The organism is Acidovorax sp. ST3, assembly GCF_003231145.1.
Lineage (GTDB): Bacteria > Pseudomonadota > Gammaproteobacteria > Burkholderiales > Burkholderiaceae_C > Acidovorax.
The window spans coordinates 1-17,039 of sequence record NZ_QKVP01000009.1 but is presented as its reverse complement, the minus strand read 5'-3'; the positions used below and the strand labels follow the sequence as shown (position 1 = coordinate 17,039).

At 63.5% G+C, this 17,039-nt stretch carries 25 protein-coding genes and 1 pseudogene; 7 read left to right on the top strand and 19 right to left on the bottom strand.

The annotated features are described in order from the left end of the window. The first annotated feature begins 22 nt into the window (after positions 1-22). From lipB to DNK89_RS22985, 4 genes are all read left to right on the top strand, one after another. On the top strand, positions 23-718 hold the full coding sequence (lipB, locus tag DNK89_RS23000) for a lipoyl(octanoyl) transferase LipB (protein ID WP_110961981.1): 696 nt from the start codon (positions 23-25) through the stop codon (positions 716-718). Between the two features lie 15 nt (positions 719-733). Continuing rightward, positions 734-1,714, top strand: a complete 981-nt coding sequence (gene lipA / locus DNK89_RS22995) for a lipoyl synthase (RefSeq protein ID WP_015012205.1) — start codon at positions 734-736, stop codon at positions 1,712-1,714. Positions 1,715-1,753: 39 nt separating this feature from the next. Next, a complete protein-coding gene (locus DNK89_RS22990) occupies positions 1,754-2,467 on the top strand; it encodes an AraC family transcriptional regulator (RefSeq protein ID WP_110961980.1) in 714 nt (237 codons plus the stop codon). Positions 2,468-2,682: 215 nt separating this feature from the next. Further along, positions 2,683-3,516 carry a DMT family transporter gene (locus tag DNK89_RS22985; protein WP_110961979.1) on the top strand — a complete coding sequence of 278 codons (834 nt, stop codon included), beginning with the start codon at positions 2,683-2,685 and terminating at the stop codon, positions 3,514-3,516. A 116-nt stretch (positions 3,517-3,632) separates the two neighbouring features. On the opposite strand, the gene ptsP is transcribed toward DNK89_RS22985, so the two are convergent. From ptsP to DNK89_RS22960, 5 genes are all read right to left on the bottom strand, one after another. Next, a complete protein-coding gene (gene ptsP, locus DNK89_RS22980) occupies positions 3,633-5,402 on the bottom strand; it encodes a phosphoenolpyruvate--protein phosphotransferase (RefSeq protein WP_110961978.1) in 1,770 nt (589 codons plus the stop codon). Between the two features lie 53 nt (positions 5,403-5,455). Further along, positions 5,456-5,725, bottom strand: a complete 270-nt coding sequence (locus tag DNK89_RS22975) for an HPr family phosphocarrier protein (protein ID WP_056058887.1) — start codon at positions 5,723-5,725, stop codon at positions 5,456-5,458. Beyond that, positions 5,694-6,146 carry a PTS sugar transporter subunit IIA gene (locus DNK89_RS22970; protein WP_015012200.1) on the bottom strand — a complete coding sequence of 151 codons (453 nt, stop codon included), beginning with the start codon at positions 6,144-6,146 and terminating at the stop codon, positions 5,694-5,696. Before DNK89_RS22970 ends, DNK89_RS22975 begins: the two co-directional genes overlap by 32 nt. An 85-nt stretch (positions 6,147-6,231) precedes the next feature. Beyond that, a complete protein-coding gene (locus DNK89_RS22965) occupies positions 6,232-7,494 on the bottom strand; it encodes an MFS transporter (protein ID WP_110961977.1) in 1,263 nt (420 codons plus the stop codon). Between the two features lie 2 nt (positions 7,495-7,496). Beyond that, positions 7,497-8,030: a hypothetical protein gene (locus DNK89_RS22960; RefSeq protein ID WP_110961976.1), complete on the bottom strand. Its 534-nt coding sequence runs from the start codon at positions 8,028-8,030 to the stop codon at positions 7,497-7,499. Between the two features lie 182 nt (positions 8,031-8,212). Here DNK89_RS22960 and DNK89_RS22955 point away from each other — a divergent pair, with 182 nt between their 5' ends. Next, a complete protein-coding gene (locus tag DNK89_RS22955; protein ID WP_110961992.1) occupies positions 8,213-8,716 on the top strand; it encodes a TlpA disulfide reductase family protein in 504 nt (167 codons plus the stop codon). Positions 8,717-8,866: 150 nt separating this feature from the next. On the opposite strand, the gene DNK89_RS22950 is transcribed toward DNK89_RS22955, so the two are convergent. After that, positions 8,867-9,322, bottom strand: coding sequence for a cytochrome c (locus DNK89_RS22950; protein ID WP_110961975.1), 456 nt, complete (start codon positions 9,320-9,322; stop codon positions 8,867-8,869). Between the two features lie 170 nt (positions 9,323-9,492). Between DNK89_RS22950 and DNK89_RS22945 the strand changes: the two genes are divergently transcribed. Together DNK89_RS22945 and DNK89_RS22940 are read left to right on the top strand one after the other, a co-directional pair. Then, positions 9,493-10,170 (top strand): cytochrome b/b6 domain-containing protein, encoded by a 678-nt coding sequence (locus DNK89_RS22945; RefSeq protein ID WP_110961974.1) that lies wholly within the window; start codon positions 9,493-9,495, stop codon positions 10,168-10,170. A gap of 46 nt (positions 10,171-10,216) precedes the next feature. Beyond that, positions 10,217-10,708 carry a GNAT family N-acetyltransferase gene (locus DNK89_RS22940; RefSeq protein ID WP_043565068.1) on the top strand — a complete coding sequence of 164 codons (492 nt, stop codon included), beginning with the start codon at positions 10,217-10,219 and terminating at the stop codon, positions 10,706-10,708. Between the two features lie 69 nt (positions 10,709-10,777). Here DNK89_RS22940 and DNK89_RS22935 read toward each other — a convergent pair whose 3' ends face one another. The 13 genes and pseudogenes from DNK89_RS22935 to DNK89_RS22875 form a co-directional block, all read right to left on the bottom strand. Continuing rightward, on the bottom strand, positions 10,778-11,287 hold the full coding sequence (locus tag DNK89_RS22935; RefSeq protein WP_015012193.1) for a peroxiredoxin: 510 nt from the start codon (positions 11,285-11,287) through the stop codon (positions 10,778-10,780). Between the two features lie 198 nt (positions 11,288-11,485). Beyond that, positions 11,486-11,755: a 30S ribosomal protein S17 gene (rpsQ, locus tag DNK89_RS22930; protein ID WP_015012192.1), complete on the bottom strand. Its 270-nt coding sequence runs from the start codon at positions 11,753-11,755 to the stop codon at positions 11,486-11,488. Between the two features lie 9 nt (positions 11,756-11,764). Beyond that, entirely contained in the window at positions 11,765-11,962 is a 198-nt protein-coding gene (gene rpmC, locus DNK89_RS22925; RefSeq protein WP_015012191.1) for a 50S ribosomal protein L29, read from the bottom strand. Between the two features lie 17 nt (positions 11,963-11,979). Then, complete coding sequence (rplP, locus tag DNK89_RS22920; RefSeq protein ID WP_015012190.1) at positions 11,980-12,396, bottom strand: 50S ribosomal protein L16; 417 nt, start codon at positions 12,394-12,396, stop codon at positions 11,980-11,982. A gap of 2 nt (positions 12,397-12,398) precedes the next feature. Then, positions 12,399-13,280 carry a 30S ribosomal protein S3 gene (rpsC, locus tag DNK89_RS22915; protein WP_015012189.1) on the bottom strand — a complete coding sequence of 294 codons (882 nt, stop codon included), beginning with the start codon at positions 13,278-13,280 and terminating at the stop codon, positions 12,399-12,401. A 15-nt stretch (positions 13,281-13,295) separates the two neighbouring features. Continuing rightward, the gene (rplV, locus tag DNK89_RS22910) at positions 13,296-13,628 is read right to left on the bottom strand and encodes a 50S ribosomal protein L22 (RefSeq protein ID WP_007847806.1); all 333 of its coding nucleotides are present in this window, start codon (positions 13,626-13,628) and stop codon (positions 13,296-13,298) included. 9 nt (positions 13,629-13,637) lie between these two features. Then, entirely contained in the window at positions 13,638-13,913 is a 276-nt protein-coding gene (gene rpsS, locus DNK89_RS22905; RefSeq protein ID WP_010467177.1) for a 30S ribosomal protein S19, read from the bottom strand. A 10-nt stretch (positions 13,914-13,923) separates the two neighbouring features. After that, positions 13,924-14,748, bottom strand: coding sequence for a 50S ribosomal protein L2 (gene rplB, locus DNK89_RS22900; protein ID WP_008906426.1), 825 nt, complete (start codon positions 14,746-14,748; stop codon positions 13,924-13,926). Between the two features lie 2 nt (positions 14,749-14,750). Continuing rightward, positions 14,751-15,065: a 50S ribosomal protein L23 gene (gene rplW, locus DNK89_RS22895; protein ID WP_007847815.1), complete on the bottom strand. Its 315-nt coding sequence runs from the start codon at positions 15,063-15,065 to the stop codon at positions 14,751-14,753. Further along, the gene (gene rplD, locus DNK89_RS22890) at positions 15,062-15,682 is read right to left on the bottom strand and encodes a 50S ribosomal protein L4 (protein WP_008906425.1); all 621 of its coding nucleotides are present in this window, start codon (positions 15,680-15,682) and stop codon (positions 15,062-15,064) included. Before rplD ends, rplW begins: the two co-directional genes overlap by 4 nt. Further along, positions 15,682-16,356, bottom strand: coding sequence for a 50S ribosomal protein L3 (gene rplC / locus DNK89_RS22885; RefSeq protein ID WP_015012188.1), 675 nt, complete (start codon positions 16,354-16,356; stop codon positions 15,682-15,684). The genes rplD and rplC overlap by 1 nt, the downstream gene beginning before the upstream one ends. 220 nt (positions 16,357-16,576) lie before the next feature. After that, positions 16,577-16,888, bottom strand: a complete 312-nt coding sequence (gene rpsJ / locus DNK89_RS22880; protein ID WP_005796953.1) for a 30S ribosomal protein S10 — start codon at positions 16,886-16,888, stop codon at positions 16,577-16,579. Positions 16,889-16,913: 25 nt separating this feature from the next. Then, positions 16,914-17,039: pseudogene (locus DNK89_RS22875) on the bottom strand (elongation factor Tu); the annotation flags it as partial.

The following is a 17,039-nucleotide window of genomic DNA, read 5'->3' as shown; positions in this document are numbered from 1 at the left end:
CGCTGCCCCTGCAGACTGCGCCATGACAATCGACATCCGCCTGCTCGGCCGCGTGGACTACGCCAGCACCGTGCAGGCCATGCAGGACTACACAGCCACACGGACGCCGACAGACGCTGACACGCTCTGGATTTGTGAGCACCCACCGCTTTACACCCAGGGCATTGCAGGCAAAAGCGACCATGTGCTGGACCCGGGCGAGATCCCCGTCATCGCCACCAACCGGGGCGGACAGGTGACCTTCCACGGCCCCGGTCAGGTGGTGGCCTACCCACTGGTCGACCTGCAACGCGCGGGCTATTTCGTCAAGGAATACGTCTACCGTGTCGAAGAGGCCGTGATCCGCACGCTGGCGCACTTCGGCATCACAGGCCACCGGGTTGCCGGTGCACCCGGCATTTACGTGCGTCTGGATGACCCGCACAGCCACGCCATGCTGCCCCAACGCCCCCAAAAACGTACGGAGCCCGGCGCACCCACGCCCGACTTCGAAGGCCTGGGCAAGATTGCGGCGCTGGGCATCAAGGTCAGCCGCCACTGCACTTACCACGGCGTGGCGCTGAACGTGGACATGGACCTGGAGCCTTACGACCGCATCAACCCTTGCGGTTACGCAGGATTGAAAACGGTGGACCTTTCTACAATCGGGGTCCACACCACCTGGGAAGAAGCCGCGCAGGTGCTGGGCCAGCAGCTCAGCATCCGGTTGGCGCCCTGAACTCTGCCTACAGCCATGAGCACCCCTGAAGTCGTCCGCGAAGCGCAATCCACCGAAGCCTATAACCCGCTGGCCAAGCAAAAGGCTGCGGCCAAGCTGTCGCGTATTCCGATCAAGGTGGAGCAAGGCGAAGTGCTCAAGAAGCCCGAGTGGATACGCGTGAAGGCAGGCAGCCCCACCACGCGCTTCTACGAGATCAAGGACATCCTGCGCGAGCACAAGCTGCACACGGTGTGCGAAGAAGCCTCGTGCCCCAACATCGGCGAATGCTTTGGCAAGGGCACAGCCACCTTCATGATCATGGGCGACAAGTGCACGCGCCGCTGCCCGTTCTGCGACGTGGGCCATGGCCGCCCCGACCCGCTGGACAAGGACGAGCCGCTGAACCTGGCCAAGACCATCGCCGCGCTCAAGCTCAAATACGTGGTGATCACCAGCGTGGACCGCGACGATCTGCGCGACGGCGGCAGCGGCCATTTTGTGGAGTGCATCCAGAACATCCGCGAGCTGTCGCCCCAAACGCAGATCGAAATCCTGGTGCCCGACTTCCGTGGCCGCGATGACCGCGCGCTCGAAATCCTCAAGGCAGCCCCCCCGGATGTGATGAACCACAACCTGGAAACCGCGCCCCGCCTGTACAAGGAAGCGCGTCCCGGTTCGGACTACCAGTTCAGCCTGAACCTGCTGAAAAAGTTCAAGGCGCTGCACCCCAACGTGCCCACCAAGAGCGGCATCATGGTGGGCCTGGGCGAGACGGACGAAGAGATCCTGCAGGTGATGCGCGACATGCGCGAGCACAACATCGACATGCTGACCATTGGTCAGTATCTGGCGCCCAGCAACAGCCACCTGCCCGTGCGCCGCTACGTGCACCCCGACACCTTCAAGATGTTCGAGGAAGAGGCCTACAAGATGGGCTTCAGCCACGCAGCCGTGGGCGCCATGGTGCGCTCCAGCTACCACGCAGACCAGCAGGCGCACGCGGCTGGCGTGTAAGTAAGCCCGCAGGTACTGTCCGGTCCGCAGATCTCGCCCATGGGCCCGAATGGTCTGCTCTCGTTGCGACACTACGGCGCCTCGCCGGGCAGCCACAGCCATGACCATTTCCAGATTCTGCTCGGCCTGTCCGGAGCGCTGGACCTGGAGGTGGCGGGCCGTGGCGTGCGCGTGGCGCCCGGTGGCGGCTGCGTGATCGCCCCGGGCGACCGGCACGACTTTGAATCCACCCGTGGCAGCGTGTGCTTGGTGCTCGACAGCGCCCATGCCGACTGGGCGCAGTGCGCCAGCCCACGCCGTGCGACCACGCCACCGGCCGACGCGTTGCCCCTGGCCCACTACCTGGCCAGTGCTTTGCGACAAGGCCGCCCGCTGGCGCAAGCCCATGGCCCCGCCCTGCTGCTGGAAGCCTGGCTCACCAGCGCCCGTGCCGACGCATCCGCGCCTGGCCCCACGCGCGGGCGCCCCATCGACTGGGCCGCTCTGCAGCAGTGGGCCGCCCAGCAGTGGCACCGGGAACTGACCGTGGCCGACCTGGCTGCGCAGGTGCACCTGAGCCCCAGCCAGTTTGCCGCGCGCTGCCGGGACGACCACGGCATAGGCGCCATGGCCTGGCTGCGCGGCTTGCGCCTGGCGCAGGCCCGGGTGCTGCGCAGCACCGGCATGGCGGTGGCTGAGGTGGCCCAGCGCACTGGGTACCGCTCGCCTTCCGCCCTCACTGCAGCCTTGCGCCGAGCCGAGCACAACGCTTAACGACACATCACGGCAGGCAACTGCGGGCAGCACCCTCTCATTCCATTTCCAAATCATTTGTGTCCAGGCGCGAAGCCGCAGACAGTGCTGTAGCACGGCTAGGCGAAGCAACAACGACACGGATGATTGAGAAATGGAATCAAAACCTCGGCGCGCGACGACACACCGGTGTTGCGCGACGATTCACTACAGCAGGCGCGCGTAAGCTCGGCGCCATGCAAGCCAACCTCTATGCCCTGGGCGCCATTGCGCTATGGGCTTCTCTCGCCTCGCTGGGGGTGTCCCTCACCCACATTCCGCCCTTCCTGCTCACGGGCATTGCGCTCATCATCGGCAGCGTGCCCGCATGGCCCTTTGTGCTGCGTGATCCGTCGCAGTGGCGCATTCCGCTGCGCACGCTGGCCTTGGGCGTGTATGGCCTGTTTGCGTACCACTTTCTGCTGTTCATCGCGCTGCGCCACGCGCCGCCGGTGGAGGCGAACCTCGTCAACTACCTGTGGCCGCTGTTCATCGTGGTGCTGTCACCCGTGGTGCTGCCGGGCGTGGCACTGCGACTGCCGCATGTACTGGCGGCGCTGCTGGGGTTTGGGGGCGCGGCCATCGCCATTGCAGGCGGACGCGAGTTGAGCGGCACGCTGGCCTGGGGCTACCTGCCCGCGCTGGCCGCCGCCTTCATCTGGGCCACCTATTCGCTCATGACCAAGCGTGTGGCAGCGTTCCCCACCACGGCGATTGGCCTCTTCGGGCTGGTGTCTGGCGTGCTGTCGCTGCTATGCCATGGGCTGCTGGAGCCCGCCGTGGCACTGCAGCCGCGCGACTGGGGGCTGCTGGCGGTGTTGGGGCTGGGGCCGCTGGGGGCGTCGTTCTTTATGTGGGACAAGGCGCTGAAGCTGGGGGACGCACGGCACATCGGCATCCTGAGCTACATCACGCCGCTGGCCTCCACGGCGCTGCTGATTTTGGTGAGCGGCCGCACCTTCACCTGGAGCATTGCACTGGCCACCGCCATGATCATCAGCGCAGCGGTGATGGGAATGCGGGCGCGTTGATGGTAAAGGATCAACGCACCTGCGGCAGTAAAAAATATAGACAAATAGGCCGATAGCGCTAGTGGAATATGCCCCAGCAGCTATCAATTTTGAAATAGCTACTGCATCCCAGGGCGTCAGCCTTTGAGCAGCACGGCGGGCTCGTCGCCGTCCAGTACCTGCTGGGCCCAGGGGGCGAGCTTGCGCGTGTCGGCGCGCAGCACCTCCTGCTTGACGGCCAGGATCTGCGCCGGGTGCATGGAAAAGCTGCGCAGGCCCAGTCCTAGCAGCAGGCGCGTCATGGTCACGTCGCCCGCCGTCTCACCGCACACACACACGCTTTTGCCCTGGCGCTCGCCCTCGGCGATCACATCGCCCACCAGGCGGAGCACGGCAGGGTGCAGCGGGTCGTACAGGTGCGCCACGGCCTCGTCAGCACGGTCGATGGCCAGGGTGTACTGGATCAGGTCGTTGGTGCCGATGGACAAGAAATCGAAGTATTTGAGGAAGGTGCGCACCATGAGCGCGGCGGCGGGCACCTCGATCATGGCGCCCAGCTGCACCGGGCCGTAGGGCTCGCCACGCGCGTCTAGCTCACCCCGCGCCAGATCGACCTGAGCGAGCGTCTGCTGGATCTCGTGCGTGTGCGCGAGCATGGGGAACAGCAGGTTGACCTTGCCATGCGCCGCAGCGCGCAGCACGGCGCGCAGCTGGGTGCGGAACATGGCCGGGTCGGCCAGGCTCCAGCGGATGGCGCGCAGGCCCAGCGCGGGGTTGAGGTAGTTGTCCTTGTGGGCCTTGTTATCGAGCGGCTTGTCGGCGCCCACGTCGATGGTGCGGATGGTGACCGGCAGGCCCTGCATGCCGTCGATGGCCTCGCAGTAGGCGCGGTACTGCTCGTCCTCGCCGGGCAGGTTGCCGCTTTTGCCCATGAACAAAAATTCGCTGCGGAACAGGCCCACCCCCACGGCGCCTGCGCGCACAGCGGCGGCGGCGTCGCCGGGCTGCTCGATGTTGGCCAGCAGCTCGATCTTGTGACCGTCGATGGTGATGGCGGGGGTGTGGCGCAGGCGCGCCAGGCGCTCGCGCTCCAGCTCGACCTGGCGCTGGCGAAAGCCGTATTCGGCCAGGATGATGGGCGAGGGATCGACGATGACCACGCCCGCATCGCCGTCGATGATGACCCAGTCGTCCTGCCGCACCAGCTGACTGGCGGCGCGCGCACCCACCACGGCAGGGATGTCCATGCTGCGCGCGACGATGGCCGTGTGGCTGGTCTTGCCGCCCACGTCAGTGACAAAGCCCGCGAACACGCTTTGCTTGAACTGCAGCATGTCGGCGGGTGAGAGGTCGTGCGCCACCAGCACCAGGGGCACGTCCACCGTGTCGTCCAGCAGCAGGTCTTGCTGCAGACCCAGTTGCTTGTGGCGGCGCGGGCTGCTGGCCGGTGGCGCCACCGGGCTGGCCACGCCTTTCATGTGGCGCAGGATGCGCTCGACCACCTGCTCAAGGTCGGCCTTGCGTTCGCGCAGGTACTCGTCCTCCATCTCATCGAACTGGCGCGCAATGACTTCGAGCTGCGTGGTGAGCGCCCACTCGGCGTTGTACAGGCGCTCGGTGATCCAGTGCTTGACGCCGCCGGTGAGGGCCTCGTCCTGCAGCAGCATCAGGTGCACGTCCAGCAGCGCGGTCAGCTCGTGCGGTGCGTCGGCGGGCATGTCGGTCTGCAGGCGCTGCAGCTCCTCGACCACCGCATTGCGGCCCTGGCGCACGCGCTCGATCTCACCTTCGACCTGGGAGGGCTCGACAAAGTAATGCGCCACATCCACCCGGCTGGACGCCACCAGCACGGCCCGGCCAATGGCAATGCCGCGTGCAACTGCGAGGCCGTGGACGGAGAAGGTCATGGTGTTGCGATCAATGGTTCGACGAGGTCAGGACACGGGCGCGATGGGCAGGCTTATTCACCCTCGCCAAACTTGTCGGCAATGAGCGCCAGCAGGGCGTCCATCGCCTCTTGCTCGCGGTCGCCGTTGGTTTCCAGCTCCACTTCAGAGCCGAGCCCGGCGGCCAGCATCATCACGCCCATGATGCTCTTGGCGTTGATGCGGCGCTCTCCCTTGCTCATGAAAACGTCACACGGGAAGCTGCCGGCCAGCTTGGTGAGCTTGGCTGACGCACGGGCGTGCAGGCCCAGTTTATTGCTGATGGTCGTACGGGTCTTGATCATGTCGGTTACGGCGGTTCTGGTTCTGCGGCGCGGAAATGGCCACCTGCATCACCCCTTGGGTGCCCCCCACCACGGCGCGGCTCACCACGGAGTCGAGCGGCTCGGCCCGGTAGCTCACGGCGCGCAGCAGCATGGGCAAATTGACGCCCGTCACCAGACGCGAGCGCACGCCATCGACCAGGCGCTGCGCCACGTTGCAGGGTGTGGCACCGAACACATCGGTCAGCACCAGGGTGGTGTCGGTACCCAGCTGGTCCAGCATGATGCGCGCCTGGGCCAGCGATTCTTCGGGGGGTTGGTTGGGCTGCACATCAAGCGCAGCCACGCTGCTGCCGCAGTCGGCAAACACGTGCAGCGCACATTCGCGCAGCGCGTGGGCCAGCGGGGCGTGGGCAATGATGAGGATGCTGGTGGGGCTCATGGTCACGACTTACGCCACGCGGGGATCAACGAAGGGCCGGTCATGCAGAGGCGGCCGGTGATTGCATCGGTGGTTGCGCAAGTGTTCATGGTGTGGGGGTTGTCAGCACATTATGGCGCCGCCCCCGAAGCAGGAACCACGCGTAGGCGCCGGCGTTGCATGCCAGGTACACCGCCATGGCCGCCTGGAACGCGGGCACGGTGGCCAACCCTGCGGCCGCAAACGCGTCCACCGCCAGTCCGATGCCCCACTGCACCACAAATACGCCCACAAAAATCACGAGGTTGTAGGCCGACAGCGCCCGCCCAGCGAGCGCCTGCGGAAACGCCATGGCCACGGCGGGCTGTGACAAAGACACGAAGGTGCACGACACGCAGAACAGCGCCCAAACGCCTCCCCCGGCCTGGGGCCCGGCCAGGATGATGCCCAGCAGAACCACCGAACACATCGGCAAGCCCATGGCCATCAGCCGGTCGGCCCCAAACCCCTTGCGCAGCAGCCAGGGGTTGACCATGCCCCAGGTCCAGAAGGTGCACAGCATGGACACGTTGATCCAGAACAGGCCTGTGGCCGACTCCAGCGCGGTGTAGCCCGCCACACGCTGCATCCATGGCCCGGCCCATAGCGTCTGCATGGCCACCATGCCGCCATAGCAGAAGAACCCCAGCGGCGCGAGGCGCTGAAAATAGGGATGCCGCCACACCACGCCATAGCCCTGGGGCACGGCCTCTGCGGCGCCGGACTCGGCCTGCGCCTGCCCCGCCGGGCCCCAGCCCGGCACCCACAGGGCAATCACCACCATCGACACCGCGATCAATACCGCCAGCCCCCAGAACAGCGGGCGCCAGCCCACCAGCGGCAAGGCCCATTGCACCGGCAGCGTGGAGGCCACCATGCCCAGCGAGCCTGTCATCAACATCCACGAATTCGCCCGCATCTGCGCCACCGGCTCCAGCCACCGGCGGTAGCCGGTGAGCGGCGCCATCAGGCAAGCACTGACGCCCGCGCCGCACAGCACGCGCCCGGCGAGCAACCCCGAAAACCCTGTGGCCGCCGAAAACACCAGGCTGCCCACCACGGCCACGCCCAGAAAACCCAGCGCGACCTTTTTGGGCCCATGGCGGTCCAGCCAGGTACCCAGCGGCAGCTGCGTGGCCGAAAAGCCCAGAAAGTAGCCTCCCGCCAGCAGCCCCAGATCCCGCGCGTGCAGCGAGAACTCCTGGGCCAACGTGGGCGCCAGGGTGGCCGTGACGGCGCGCACCAGCGCCGACAAGAAGTAGGCAAAGGCAAATGCCAGAAAGACGATGACGGCCGCCCGCCGTGGCAATACGCCGCCGCTGCCGCTCATCGTCATGGCAGCGCCAGGCCGGCGAAGAACTGGTCGGCCACCTCCGGCCGGGGCTTGGCGGTGTAGACCACAGCGTGGTACAGCCGCACCTGCGGCCCTGCGGCACGCGCAAACCACACGGCCTGCGCCACCACCGCACTGCCATCGGGCCGCTGCCCCTGCGCCACAGTGCGCACCGACTGCGGCAGGGGCATGGTGCCGCGCGGCGCGTAGGGCACGTCTTTGGCGCCCGCTTCGGCCCCTGCCCCCAGGCGCGCCAGCATGGCAGCCCGCCAGTGGGTGAGCGCTGCGCCCACCTGGGCAGGGTCTGCCAACGCGGCATGGGACACGGCAAAGGTGGCGCCATCTGCGTCACAGCCCACCATGGACAGTTCCACCGGTGCACCGGCCAGCTCCACGGTGCGGGTGGCCTGGTCGGGCTTGCACGGCAGGGTGATGGTCAGGTCCGCTTCGGGCAGCGGCACGGTGCGCCAATTCAGTGCGGGGCTGCAGCCCGCAATCAGCAGGGCGGCGGCCCCGGTCAATGTCCATTTCATCGAGGCATTATCGGCAGAGTCCCCGATGTCGGCCCTGCCCTGCGTTCTGCGGCGAACTTTTGCGGGAAAGTCGAGTCCAGCCTTGGTGTGGCGAGCGCCGCTCGCGCGGCGAGCGGGCCACTCCGGCACAATGTGGGGTGGGGCACAGGCCCCGTGTTTCTTTTGGGATGGGTGGTGAAGTCATGGCGATCAAGCATTGGGCAGCAGGTGTGGCGGTGGCAGCGTTTGCCGCTGTGGGCGCCTATGTGTACCTGGACACAGGCCGCGCCGAAGCGCCTGCATCGACCTTCGTGCTGCTGGACGGCTCCAGCAAATCCACCGCCGACCTGAAAGGCAAGGTCACCCTGGTCAACTTCTGGGCCACGAGCTGCACCACCTGCGTGGCCGAAATGCCCGAGATCATCGCGACCTACAACAAGTACAACAGCAAGGGTTTTGACACCCTGGCCGTGGCCATGAGCTACGACCCGCCCAGCTACGTGGTGAACTTTGCCGAGACACGCAAGCTGCCTTTCCAGGTGGCCATCGACAACACCGGCAAAGTGGCCAAGGCCTGGGGCGATGTGCAACTGACGCCCTCCACCTTCATCGTGAACAAGCGGGGCGAGATCGTGAAGACCTATGTGGGCGCCCCCAATTTCCCGGAGCTGCACCAGTTGATCGAGAAGCTGCTGGCAGAAACCTGAGCTGCGCGGCGGACACACCGCCCTCACACGAACCACAGCCCGTTCAGGGCATCAAAAAGGCCAATTTCGAGAGAAATTGGCCTTTTGCGCTAGTGGATCATGCCCTGCATGCTACGTAAAACATAGCAAGGCGTCTCCCTGCCCTCTGTTTTACTTCGCGCGGAAGCTGTCGTGGCAGGCCTTGCAGGTGCCTGCGGTGGCCCCAAAGGCGGTCTTGAGGTTGTCCAGGTTGCCCGTCTTGGCTGCGGCGGCAAGTTTTACGGTCTCGGCCTCCAACTTCTCGGAATGCTCCTTGAACTTGGCCTGCTCGGTCCAGATTTCTGGCAGCGCCTTGGTGGGCGCGCCCTTGTCGGTGCCGGGGCCAAAGCCGGCCCAAGGCAGCTTGGCCATCTGGGCCACGATGTCGGCGTTCTCCTGCGCCACCTTGGCGTCGAAAGGCGCGCGGCCATTGGCCATGGCGCCCAGGCGTCCGAAATGCTGGCCCATCACGAACAGCGCGCTCTGGCGGTATTTGATGGCATCTTCGGCTTTGGCAAATTGGGCGGAGGCGGGGGCGGACAGGGTCAGGGCCGCAGCCGCCAGGGTCAACGCAGCAAATGCTTTCATCGGAACTTCCTTTTTCGTGGGTGGAACAGAATGGTGCCTTCCAAGCCTGCGCAGTATGCCGGTTTGGGCGCCGTTGTGCTGTGGCGGGGTGGTTACAGCCCAGGCCGCCCTGTCGCACAATGCCGCTGGCACCTCCGCCCCCACCACTTTGGCACAAAGCCCTGACGACCATGACGCAGCACACCGTACGCATCTGGGACCTTCCAACCCGCATTTTTCACTGGGCCCTGGCCGCCTGCATCGTGGCGCTGGTCATCACGGCCAATGTGGGGGGGAACGCCATGGTCTGGCATTTCCGCCTGGGCTACACGGTGCTGGCGCTGCTGGTGTTCCGGCTGGTCTGGGGATTGGTGGGGGGGCGCTGGTCGCGTTTTTCAGCGTTTCTGTACTCGCCCGCGCGGCTGGTGCAGTACCTGCGTGGCGCGCCCCACCCGGAGGACGGCATTGGACACAGCCCGCTGGGCGCGTTGTCGGTGTTCGTTTTGCTGGCCGTGCTGGCCGCCCAGGTGGGCACCGGCCTGCTGAGCGACGATGAGATCGCCTTCGCCGGGCCCCTGACCCAATATGTCTCCAACGCTGTCGTGGGGCTGGCCACGAATTACCACAAGGACATCGGTCAGTTCCTGGTGCTGTCGCTGGTGGGTCTGCATGTACTGGCCATCATCTTCTATGTGCGCGTGCGCAAGCAGCAGCTCATCCGCCCCATGCTGGACGGCGACAAGACGCTGCCCGAGGCGGCAACACCATCGCGGGATGATGCCCGCAGCCGCATCGCAGCCTTGGTGGTGTTTGCCCTGAGCGGTGGCGTGGCGTGGTGGGTGTCGTCGCTGGCGGCACCGGCGTTCTGAACGAAGTCGCTACACTGGCGGCTCTTTTGTTTGCACGCCTTGCGCTTTGGACAAGCCCTCCATCTCCCTGAGAACCCCCTCCTCGCCCGCCGAGTGGGACGCGGTCCGAGACATCTTTCGCGAGTACGCCAGCACCCTCGGTGTTGACTTGTGCTTTCAGGACTTTGAGTCCGAACTGGCACAACTGCCGGGCGACTACGCCGAACCCCGTGGCGCCCTGCTGATCGCCGAAGTGGAGGGCGCCTTGGCAGGCTGTTGTGCCCTGCGCCCGCTGGACAACGCCGATTACCCCAACGCCAGCGAGATGAAGCGACTGTATGTGCGCAAGGCGTTCCGTGGCTTTGGCCTGGGCCGCGAGCTGGCCGAAGCCATGCTGGACCGGGCGCGGCAGGCCGGGTACGCCTGCGTATTGCTCGACACTCTGGACGATATGGAGTCAGCCCGCGCGCTGTACACCGATCTGGGCTTTGAAGAAATCCCGCCCTACTATCACAACCCCATACCCGGGGCGCATTACCTCAAGGTCGATATTTTTTGACCATTTGAGGCGCTAGCGCATGATTTACATGCGCTAGCAGCTATCGATTCAATAGCAATCAGTGGCGCGTCACGCCGCCTTGGCCTGGGCCAGCAGGGTGTCAGCGTCGCTCACTTCAAACTTGCCTGGCGCTTCGACGTTGAGCGTCACCACCTTGCCATCGCGCACCAGCATCGAATAGCGGTTGCTGCGCAGGCCCATGCCCTTCGAGGTCAGGTCCAGGGTGAGGCCCGTGGCTTGCGCGAAGGCGGCGCTGCCGTCGCCCAGCATGCGCACTTTGCCATCGGTCTTCTGGTCGCGGGCCCAGGCACCCATCACGAACGCGTCGTTCACGCTCACACACCAGATCTCATCCACACCCGCCGCCTTGAACTCGGCAGCCTTCTCCACATAGCCGGGCACATGCTTTGCCGAGCAGGTGGGCGTGAAGGCACCAGGAAGGGCAAACAGCGCAATCGTCTTGCCGGCCGTGGCCTTGTCGACCGCTACGGGGTTCGGGCCGATGCTGCAGCCTTCGCCCTCGACTTCGGAATATTCCATCAGCGTGGCTGCGGGCAGGGTGTCACCGACTTTGATCATTGTTTTCTCCTTGGGATGTTGGGATGGGGGTGTTGAAACCCGAAAACGCCAAGCCTCGCAAAACTCCTCCTGGACACGGTCTGTGCACCGTTCGCATCAAAAGGAGGCCCACAAAGCAAAACGACCCACATTGTGGGTCGTTTTGAAGGGCTTTGCCGCCCAGGGGTTTGCGCCCCCGGAGCCGGCATGGACAGCTGTTTACAGCAGGCCGGCCTTTTGCACCAAGCGGGTAGCCACCCAGTTCTTGGTCTTGGAGAGCGGACGGCTCTCGGTGATTTCGATCACGTCACCCAGCTTGTACTCGCCCTTTTCGTCGTGGGCGTGGTACTTGCTCGACTTCGCAACGATCTTGCCGTAGAGCTCGTGCTTCACACGGCGCTCGACCAGCACGGTCACAGTCTTTTGACGCTTGTCGCTGACCACCTTGCCAATCAAGGTGCGCTTGAGGGATTTTTTAGGTTCCGTCATATGGGCTCCTTACTTGGCGGCTTGCTTTTCAGCAAGGATGGTCTTGGCACGTGCGATATCACGGCGGGTGGTGCGCAGCGTGTTGGTGTTACCCAGTTGCTGCGTAGCCTTTTGCATGCGCAGGCCGAAGTGGGCCTTTTGCAGCGCCTTGATTTCGGCTTCGATGCCAGCAACGTCTTTTTGGCGCAGTTCAGTAGCTTTGGTCATTTTCATGGTCTCCTGAATTACGCGCCGAGGTGACGGCTGACGAACGTGGTGCGCAGCGGCAGCTTGGCAGCAGCCAGGCGGAACGCTTCGCGGGCCAGTTCTTCGGGCACACCAACGATTTCGAACACGATCTTGCCGGGCTGGATTTCAGCCACGTAGTACTCGGGGTTACCCTTACCGTTACCCATACGCACTTCTGCGGGCTTGGTAGAGATTGGCTTGTCCGGGAATACGCGAATCCAGATACGGCCGCCACGCTTGACGTGACGGGAAATCGCACGGCGTGCAGCTTCGATCTGGCGGGCCGTCAGACGGCCACGATCGGTGCACTTCAGACCGAAATCACCGAAAGCAACGGAGGCACCCCGCGTTGCGACGCCAGTGTTACGGCCCTTTTGCTCTTTGCGGTATTTACGGCGAGCAGGTTGCAGCATCTTTATTCTCCTTTACCGTCCGCTGCTGTAGCGGGCGCGGCGACCTTGCGTACGCGCTTAACGGCATTGTTATCAGCGCCACCAGCTTCCGCGGGCTTGTCGCTGCCGTCGGCCGGAGCGGTGTTGCCACCGACAGGACGACGTGGGCCACGGCCGGCGCCTGGACGATCGCCACCTGGGCGGCCATCACGGCGTGGACCGCGTGGGCGGCGCTCTTCGTCTGGACGAGGCGTTTCCACGGCTGGCAGGTCGTTACGACCCAGCGTGTCACCCTTGTAGACCCAGACCTTGACGCCGATCACACCGTAGGTGGTCTTGGCTTCAGAAGTGCCGTAGTCGATGTCCGCACGCAGCGTGTGAAGTGGTACGCGGCCTTCGCGGTACCACTCGCAGCGAGCGATTTCGATACCGTTCAGACGACCAGACGACATGATCTTGATGCCCTGGGCACCCAGACGCATGGCGTTCTGCATGGCACGCTTCATGGCGCGGCGGAACATGATGCGCTTTTCGAGCTGTTGCGTGATGCTGTCGGCGATCAGCTTGGCATCGATTTCAGGCTTGCGCACTTCTTCGATGTTCACTGCGACGGGCACGCCCAGACGCGACGCGAGTTCCTTCTTCAGGTTCTCGATGTCTTCGCCCTTCTTGCCGATCACCACACCAGGACGTGCCGAGTAAATGGTGATGCGGGCGTTCTTGGCAGGACGCTCGATCAGGATGCGCGACACAGCCGCGTTCTTGAGCTTGGCCTTCAGGTACTCACGCACCTTGATGTCTTCGGCCAGCATGCCCGCGAAGTCGCGGTTGCTGGCGTACCAACGGCTGGACCAGTTGCGGCTGACCGCAAGGCGGAAGCCGGTAGGATGGATTTTCTGTCCCATAGTCTTCCCGAGCCTTTAGTTGCCAACCGTCACGTACACATGGCACGTGGGCTTGCTGATGCGGTTGCCGCGGCCTTTGGCGCGCGCGGTGAAGCGCTTGAGCGTGGTGCCTTGTTCGACGTAGATGGTCTTGACCTTCAGTTCGTCGATGTCAGCGCCATCGTTGTGTTCGGCGTTGGCGATGGCCGACTCCAGAACCTTCTTGACGATTCCCGCAGCTTTTTTCTGCGTGAAGTTCAGGATGTTCAGAGCCTGGTCCACTTTCTTGCCGCGGATCAGATCGGCGACCAGACGGCCCTTGTCGACCGACAGACGGACGCCCCGGAGGACTGCACGTGTTTCAGACATGGTCGTTCCTTACTTCTTCGCTTTTTTGTCAGCGGGGTGACCCTTGAAGGTGCGCGTCAGGGCGAATTCGCCCAGCTTGTGGCCCACCATCTGGTCGGTGACATAGACCGGCACGTGTTGCTTGCCGTTGTGCACGGCGATGGTCAGACCGATGAACTCGGGCAGAACCATGGAGCGACGCGACCAGGTCTTGACTGGTTTCTTGTCCTTGGTGGCAACGGCCTTTTCGACCTTGGCCAGCAAGTGATGGTCAACAAATGGACCCTTTTTGAGAGAGCGAGTCATCTGTTACCCCTTACTTCTTGCGACGCGACACGATCATGATCTGTGTGCGCTTGTTGTTACGGGTGCGATAACCCTTGGTCAGATTGCCCCAAGGATCGACTGCATGGCGGCCTTCGCCGGTGCGGCCTTCGCCACCACCGTGAGGGTGATCCACCGGGTTCATGGCCACGCCGCGAACCGTAGGACGAATACCCATCCAGCGCTTCACACCGGCCTTGCCCAGTTGGCGCAGGCTGTGTTCTTCGTTGGCCACTTCACCAATGGTGGCGCGGCATTCGATGTGGATCTTGCGCACTTCGCCAGAACGCATACGCACCTGGGCGTACACGCCTTCACGGGCCAGCAGCGTTGCCGAAGCACCTGCCGAGCGTGCGATCTGAGCACCGGCACCGGGCTTGAGCTCGATGCAGTGGATGGTCGAACCCACGGGGATGTTGCGGATAGGCAGCGTGTTGCCAGCGCGGATCGGGGCTTCCGAACCCGACAGCAGGGTTGCGCCCACTTCCAGGTTGCGAGGAGCGATGATGTAGCGACGCTCGCCGTCGGCATAGCACACCAGAGCGATGTGGGCCGTACGGTTGGGGTCGTACTCGATGCGCTCAACCTTGGCCGGAATGCCGTCCTTGTTGCGCTTGAAGTCCACCACACGGTAGTGGTGCTTGTGGCCACCGCCCTTGTGACGGGTGGTGATGTGACCATTGTTGTTACGGCCGGCCTTCTGGAATTGTGGCTCCAACAGGGGGGCGTAAGCTTCACCCTTGTACAGGTGGTCACGCGTGACCTTCACCACGGCACGTTGGCCGGGCGAGGTAGGTTTCATCTTAACGACAGCCATGATTACGCGGCCTCCCCGGAGAGGTTCAGCTCTTGACCTGGCTGCAGCGTGACGTATGCCTTGCGAACATTGTCGCGGCGGCCGACAGTCTTGCCGAAACGCTTGGTCTTGCCTTTGGTGTTCACCACAGAAACGCCCTTGACTTCCACCTTGAACATCAATTCCACAGCGGCCTTGATTTCGGGCTTGGTAGCGTTCTGCAGCACCTTGAACGTCACTGCATTGGACTTCTCGGCAACCATGGTGGCCTTTTCGGACACGATGGGAGCGACCAGAACTTGCATCAGACGACCTTCGTCAAACTTGAGTGTGCTCATGCGAACATCTCCTTGAGTTTGTCGATTGCACCCTTGGTGACGAGCACTTTCTTGAAACGCACCAGCGACACGGGATCGGCGTAACGGGGCTCAACGACGAGCACGTTCACCAGATTGCGCGAGGCCAGGTACAGGTTTTCGTCCACTTCGTCGGCAATCACCATCACCGATTGCAGGTTCATCGCCTTGAACTTGTCGGCCAGGACCTTGGTCTTGGGGGAGTCAAGCTTCAGCGAGTCGACCACAGCCAGACGACCTTCGCGGGCCAGCTGCGACAAGATGGCAGACATACCGGCGCGGTACATCTTCTTGTTGATCTTCTGCGTGAAATTTTCGTCAGGCATGTTCGGGAAAATCCGACCGCCCCCACGCCACAGTGGCGAGGAAGTCATACCTGCACGTGCGTTACCCGTACCCTTTTGCTTGAAAGGCTTCTTGGTCGAGTGACGGACTTGCTCGCGGTCCTTCTGGGCGCGAGTGCCTTGGCGTGCGTTGGCCTGGTAGGCCACCACGATCTGGTGCACCAGATCTTCGTTGTATTCACGACCGAACACGGTTTCGGGAACATCCAGCTTGGATGCGCCTTGGCCTTGGTCATTCAGGAGTTCGAGCTGCATTAGTTCGCTCCTTTGGAGGCTTTGGCCTTGATGGCGGGACGCACGGTCACGAACCCACCCTTGGAGCCCGGAATCGCGCCCTTGATCAAGAGCAGTTGACGCGCTTCGTCGATGCGGATGACATCGAGGTTTTGCGTGGTCTTGGTGACATCGCCGAGGTGGCCCGTCATGCGCTTGCCGGGAAACACGCGACCGGGGTCTTGTGCCATACCGATCGAGCCAGGCACGTTGTGCGAACGGCTGTTACCGTGCGACGCGCGCTGCGAGCTCATGTTGTGACGCTTGATGGTACCGGCGTAGCCCTTACCGATGGAGGTGCCTTGCACGTCCACCTTTTGGCCGACAGCAAACACATCAGCCACAGGCACTGCAGCACCCGCGGCGTACTTGCCGGCGGTTTCTGCGGTCACGCGGAATTCCTGGATGATTTCACCGGCTTCCACACCTGCCTTGGCAAGGTGGCCGGCTTCTGGCTTGGTCACGCGCGATGCTTTGCGCGAACCGAACGTGACCTGCAGGGCCACGTAGCCATCGTTCTCTTGGGTTTTGACCTGGGTAACGCGGTTGTTGGACACATCCACCACCGTGACAGGCACTGCGTCCCCATCATCGGTGAACAGACGCATCATGCCCACTTTGCGACCCAGCAACCCGAGGGAGTTGCTCAGACTCATTTGTTTCTCCAAAACTTCCACCGCCGCAACTTCAATTGGCCACGGCGTTGCACTCGCGTGCATGAAAGAGGGTTATTAAAACTCCACCCACCGACGCGCGAAAACGCACGCAAATTAGGCGAAGCCCTAAAGTATAACGCGAACCGCTTTTTCAAGCAAGTTCGCGTTATGTCAGTCACCGCAAGGCGGAGGAGTCCGCCTTGCAGCAGCTACGGCTACATCACTGCAGCTTGATTTCGACGTCCACGCCAGCGGGCAGGTCGAGCTTCATCAGGGCGTCCACGGTCTTGTCCGTAGGGTCCACGATGTCCATCAGACGCTGGTGCGTGCGGATTTCGAGCTGGTCGCGGCTGGTCTTGTTGACGTGGGGCGAACGCAGGATGTCGAAACGCTTCATGCGCGTCGGCAGGGGCACGGGACCCTTGACGATGGCGCCGGTGCGCTTGGCGGTGTCAACGATCTCGGCAGCGGACTGGTCGATCAGCTTGTAATCAAACGCCTTCAGGCGGATGCGGATTTTTTGCTTGGACATGGCAAGTTCCTTTTCTGCTTATGAATTAAGCAATGATCTTGGCCACGACGCCAGCGCCCACGGTGCGGCCGCCTTCGCGGATAGCGAAGCGCAGACCTTCTTCCATGGCGATGGGGTTGATCAGCTTCACAGTGATCGACACGTTGTCACC

What these genes read in the sequence shown, in the direction of transcription:
- rpsQ (WP_015012192.1), bottom strand. Translation starts at nt 11,755, where the DNA reads ATGACGGAACCTAAAAAATCCCTCAAGCGCACCTTGATTGGCAAGGTG.
- rplP (WP_015012190.1), bottom strand. Translation starts at nt 12,396, where the DNA reads ATGCTGCAACCTGCTCGCCGTAAATACCGCAAAGAGCAAAAGGGCCGT.
- rpsS (WP_010467177.1), bottom strand. Translation starts at nt 13,913, where the DNA reads ATGACTCGCTCTCTCAAAAAGGGTCCATTTGTTGACCATCACTTGCTG.
- rpsC (WP_015012189.1), bottom strand. Translation starts at nt 13,280, where the DNA reads ATGGGACAGAAAATCCATCCTACCGGCTTCCGCCTTGCGGTCAGCCGC.
- DNK89_RS22990 (WP_110961980.1), top strand. Translation starts at nt 1,754, where the DNA reads ATGGGCCCGAATGGTCTGCTCTCGTTGCGACACTACGGCGCCTCGCCG.
- rplB (WP_008906426.1), bottom strand. Translation starts at nt 14,748, where the DNA reads ATGGCTGTCGTTAAGATGAAACCTACCTCGCCCGGCCAACGTGCCGTG.
- DNK89_RS22960 (WP_110961976.1), bottom strand. Translation starts at nt 8,030, where the DNA reads ATGAAATGGACATTGACCGGGGCCGCCGCCCTGCTGATTGCGGGCTGC.
- rplV (WP_007847806.1), bottom strand. Translation starts at nt 13,628, where the DNA reads ATGTCTGAAACACGTGCAGTCCTCCGGGGCGTCCGTCTGTCGGTCGAC.
- DNK89_RS22965 (WP_110961977.1), bottom strand. Translation starts at nt 7,494, where the DNA reads ATGAGCGGCAGCGGCGGCGTATTGCCACGGCGGGCGGCCGTCATCGTC.
- rpmC (WP_015012191.1), bottom strand. Translation starts at nt 11,962, where the DNA reads ATGACCAAAGCTACTGAACTGCGCCAAAAAGACGTTGCTGGCATCGAA.
- ptsP (WP_110961978.1), bottom strand. Translation starts at nt 5,402, where the DNA reads ATGACCTTCTCCGTCCACGGCCTCGCAGTTGCACGCGGCATTGCCATT.
- DNK89_RS22955 (WP_110961992.1), top strand. Translation starts at nt 8,213, where the DNA reads ATGGCGATCAAGCATTGGGCAGCAGGTGTGGCGGTGGCAGCGTTTGCC.
- DNK89_RS22970 (WP_015012200.1), bottom strand. Translation starts at nt 6,146, where the DNA reads ATGAGCCCCACCAGCATCCTCATCATTGCCCACGCCCCGCTGGCCCAC.
- rplC (WP_015012188.1), bottom strand. Translation starts at nt 16,356, where the DNA reads ATGAGTCTGAGCAACTCCCTCGGGTTGCTGGGTCGCAAAGTGGGCATG.
- DNK89_RS22950 (WP_110961975.1), bottom strand. Translation starts at nt 9,322, where the DNA reads ATGAAAGCATTTGCTGCGTTGACCCTGGCGGCTGCGGCCCTGACCCTG.
- DNK89_RS22975 (WP_056058887.1), bottom strand. Translation starts at nt 5,725, where the DNA reads ATGATCAAGACCCGTACGACCATCAGCAATAAACTGGGCCTGCACGCC.
- DNK89_RS22945 (WP_110961974.1), top strand. Translation starts at nt 9,493, where the DNA reads ATGACGCAGCACACCGTACGCATCTGGGACCTTCCAACCCGCATTTTT.
- rpsJ (WP_005796953.1), bottom strand. Translation starts at nt 16,888, where the DNA reads ATGTCCAAGCAAAAAATCCGCATCCGCCTGAAGGCGTTTGATTACAAG.
- rplW (WP_007847815.1), bottom strand. Translation starts at nt 15,065, where the DNA reads ATGAGCACACTCAAGTTTGACGAAGGTCGTCTGATGCAAGTTCTGGTC.
- rplD (WP_008906425.1), bottom strand. Translation starts at nt 15,682, where the DNA reads ATGCAGCTCGAACTCCTGAATGACCAAGGCCAAGGCGCATCCAAGCTG.
- lipA (WP_015012205.1), top strand. Translation starts at nt 734, where the DNA reads ATGAGCACCCCTGAAGTCGTCCGCGAAGCGCAATCCACCGAAGCCTAT.
- DNK89_RS22985 (WP_110961979.1), top strand. Translation starts at nt 2,683, where the DNA reads ATGCAAGCCAACCTCTATGCCCTGGGCGCCATTGCGCTATGGGCTTCT.
- DNK89_RS22935 (WP_015012193.1), bottom strand. Translation starts at nt 11,287, where the DNA reads ATGATCAAAGTCGGTGACACCCTGCCCGCAGCCACGCTGATGGAATAT.
- lipB (WP_110961981.1), top strand. Translation starts at nt 23, where the DNA reads ATGACAATCGACATCCGCCTGCTCGGCCGCGTGGACTACGCCAGCACC.